Annotated in this window: 4 protein-coding genes; 2 read left to right on the top strand and 2 right to left on the bottom strand. The window is 47.3% G+C overall.

Going from position 1 to position 3,418, the window contains the following annotated elements; translation table 11 throughout:
- Positions 1-1,325 (top strand): MocR-like pyridoxine biosynthesis transcription factor PdxR (gene pdxR / locus AC1WIP_RS13365; protein ID WP_481142291.1); only part of this gene is annotated, 1,325 nt, incomplete at its 5' end.
- Between the two features lie 25 nt (positions 1,326-1,350).
- On the opposite strand, the gene AC1WIP_RS13360 is transcribed toward pdxR, so the two are convergent.
- Positions 1,351-1,734: a hypothetical protein gene (locus AC1WIP_RS13360; RefSeq protein WP_481142290.1), complete on the bottom strand. Its 384-nt coding sequence runs from the start codon at positions 1,732-1,734 to the stop codon at positions 1,351-1,353.
- A gap of 147 nt (positions 1,735-1,881) precedes the next feature.
- On the opposite strand from AC1WIP_RS13360, the gene AC1WIP_RS13355 reads away from it, so the two are divergent.
- Positions 1,882-2,490, top strand: coding sequence for a TetR/AcrR family transcriptional regulator (locus AC1WIP_RS13355; RefSeq protein ID WP_481142289.1), 609 nt, complete (start codon positions 1,882-1,884; stop codon positions 2,488-2,490).
- A gap of 11 nt (positions 2,491-2,501) precedes the next feature.
- Here the strand turns inward: AC1WIP_RS13355 and AC1WIP_RS13350 are convergent, their stop codons facing one another.
- Positions 2,502-3,263, bottom strand: coding sequence for a DUF6062 family protein (locus AC1WIP_RS13350; RefSeq protein ID WP_481142288.1), 762 nt, complete (start codon positions 3,261-3,263; stop codon positions 2,502-2,504).
- Positions 3,264-3,418: the final 155 nt, after the last annotated feature.

The raw sequence follows: 3,418 nt of genomic DNA, 5'->3' as shown, positions 1-3,418 counted from the left end.
CTCTGGCTGAATATCTGCAGGTAGCCAGAAGCACCGTGGAATATGCCTATGACCAGCTTGTCAGCGAAGGCTATATTGAGGCGAGGCCTTACAAGGGATACTTTGTGTGCCCTTTAGAGGAGCTTTTCTTGATGGAAGGGGAACATTCAGAAGAAGGCATAAAAGCTTTTTCAGGGGAGGTTTCTCCATTTAGACCGGAGGAAAAGCCAAAAGAAAAGGAGCAGGGGGCGCCGGAGCCTCTTCTTGACTTTTCACCAAACGGCATTGATATGTCTGGCTTTCCCTTTGGAGTTTGGAAAAGAATTACCAAAAACATTTTAAATTACGGAAACAGTGAATTGTTTTCCCAGGGGGAGGCCCAGGGAGACTATGACCTGCGTCTTACCATAAACAGATATCTCCATTCCTCCAGGGGTGTGAACTGCAGGCCGGAGCAGATTATCGTGGGTGCGGGAAACGATTATCTGCTGATGCTTTTGGAAAAAATTTTGGGGAGACATGTGCGTATTGCCATGGAGAATCCCACCTATAAGCGGGCCTACCGTATTTTCCAGTCCTTTGCCTATCGCATTTTTGTTGTGGATATGGATGAAAATGGAATGATGGTGTCCGGCCTGGAAAAGGAAAATGTGAGCGTAGCCTATGTGATGCCCTCCCACCAGTTTCCAACGGGGACGGTAATGCCCATAGGACGCAGGGCGGAGCTGCTCAACTGGGCTGCCAGGGAGCCGGAGAGATATTTGATTGAGGACGATTATGACAGTGAATTTCGATATCGGGGAAAGCCCGTGCCGTCGCTGCAGGCATCGGATGATCACGACAAGGTGATCTATATCGGCACCTTTTCCAAGGCCATTGCACCTGCTATCCGGGTAAGCTACATGGTTCTGCCCGAGACGCTGCTTAAGCGTTATCAAAGGGAGTGCTGGTTTTACTCCTGCACTGTGTCCCGTATTGACCAGAGGATATTGAATGAGTTTATTCAGGATGGCAGCTTTGAACGTCACTTGAATAAGATGCGGAAAATCTACCGGGGAAAGCATGAGCTTTTACTGGAGGGACTAAAGCCTTTTCAGAAGCATTTTCAAATATCGGGGGAGCACGCCGGACTGCATCTGCTTTTGACGGCCAAAGGCCAGGTGTCGGAGGAGGAGCTGATAAAAAGGGCTGCGGCAAAAGGGGTGAAGGTGTATGGACTCTCGGACAGTCTGGTGGATTCAGAGAGCGGAAAATATGAAAAAGCTGCGGTGCTGCTGGGCTTCGGAGGCCTGACGGACGGACAGATTGCCGGGGGAATCAAAAAACTGCAGGAGGCTTGGCTATGAAAGCTCCTGCAGCTTCTTTTTGCAATTAATTATCTTTAATGGGAGGCTCCTCTTCGTTTGTGTCCTCTTCGTCAAAAAATTCCTCCACTGTCTCCTCCAGTTTTTCTTCCGTTTTGTGAGCGGCTTCCTTTATCTGTTCAGACAGAGGCGTGAAATCCTCGCCGCCGTTTTCCTTTGCGTCGGAATCGGAAGAGGCTTCTTCGGACGCGTCTCTATTTAGAGGGACATAGCTGCGGGAGGAGGAATCCGCATCGTCATCTAAATCATCGCTGAAATCGTCATAATCTTCGTCATCTTCATCGGACACCGACAGATCAGCATCCTTTTTCTTCATATAGTAATAAACAGCGGCAGCCGCTGTGCCCACTGCGGCGGTGAAGAGTAAGAACTTGCCAAATTTCTTTGCCATGGGTTGCTCCTTTCCATTTATTCTTTACAGTAATATATTAATACTATTTTGTGGAAATGAAAAGAGAATATGTATTAAATTTCTGAAAAATATTTTGTTTTCCCGGCGCCTGTGATAAGATAGGTAGTTGAAGGAAGGAGCCATTTCATGAATGACAAGTTTTTCGACTTGAAGAAGGAGAAGCAGGATAGGATGATAAACGCTGCTTTGAAGATGTTTGCCCTTCATGGCTACCGCCATGCCAGCACGGACGATATTGTGCGGGAGGCATCCATCAGCAAGGGGCTTTTGTTTCACTATTTTGAGAGTAAGCTGGGGGTTTACGCCTTTGTATACGAATACAGCGTGCGTTATATGATATTGGAGATAAAGGCCTGTGTAGACCGAAATGAGAGGGATTTGTTCGAGCTGATGAAGCAGACGGAATGCGCGCGCATGCACGCCCTGCGCGCATATCCCTATATGCAGCAGTTCTTAAACCGTTCCATGGCGGAGGATGTAAAGGAAGCGCTGCTTGCGGTGGAGGAGAAAAAGAACGAGCTTTTGGATGTCTATGAAACCATAAACAGTCAGGCCGATCTCACGGCGCTTCCCGAGGGGATTGACGGCGTAAAGCTGCGCAAAATGCTGGATTTTACCTCGAAGGGGTTGATGACCCAGCGCTTTTTGGACACCTCTTTTCAGCCGGAAATGCTGTATGAAGAAATCGCAGGCTATCTGGATATGATGAAACAGCTTTTGCAGCGGGTTACTTAGCAGACAAGGATTTACTTGTTCATGCGGTAGGGTCCGTCTGCGGGATACCCGCCCTTTAGTTTCTGCATCCCCCGCTGGATGGCATCCTTGGAATTTTTCCAATCCGCATCACGGTTTCGATAGTCAAACTTTTCCACCAGCCAGGCCACGTCGCCGGAAATGCGTTCCATGTTTTCCTCCATGAGAGGCAGAGCCATTTCATAAAAGGCCTCTTTTTCCTTTTGGGAGAGCTTTTCATCGGCGCCCTGGCATAAATCTCCGAAATGGTGCAGGCAAAAGCCCTTGCTGTTCCTTATTTTTTCACGAAAGGCAGAATCCTGTTTAAACAGGTAAAAGAAGGTATCCAGATATCTTGCATAGGTGTCCTGAAACTGACTGCAGATATAGCAGGAGGCTTCCTTTTGCGCAATCCACATGCCGATGGGGTTGGCATCCGAGGCGGCCTTGCGGAATTTGTCCTTCAGGGAGGATTTACCGGGACGAAAACCGGCAAACTGCTGTTTCATTTCCCCGATCATTTTCTGATAATGGGTTTTTAAAATCCAGGCATTTCCCAGAGTGTTTCCATAGTCGAACATTTTCTGGAAGTGCGTTCTGCAAAAGCCCATCTTGTCCGTAATCTCCCGGATATCCGCTTCCATATAGGAGGAGCCGCTTCCCAGCACAAAATCAAGCAGATCCTGTTCCACGCTGCGCTCGATATAACAAAAGGGACATTCATCCCCGGCATTTACCGCATCGTTGAGAGGGATGGTGTAGAGCTGTTCTTTCATATTTTTTACACAAATCTCCATTCCGAAGTCTTTTCATCTTTTGCTCTTATTGTAAAGCATGGCCCGTCATATGGCAATCAGGAAAATTACATATTTACTACAAATTTGTAACAAATTGTAAGTTAAAATTAAGAATTATTTAGTTGTATTATGAC

It is taken from the genome of Acetatifactor sp. (genome assembly GCF_982438285.1).
Note: the sequence above shows the minus strand (reverse complement) of the source record. Positions and strands in the feature narration are given on the sequence as shown.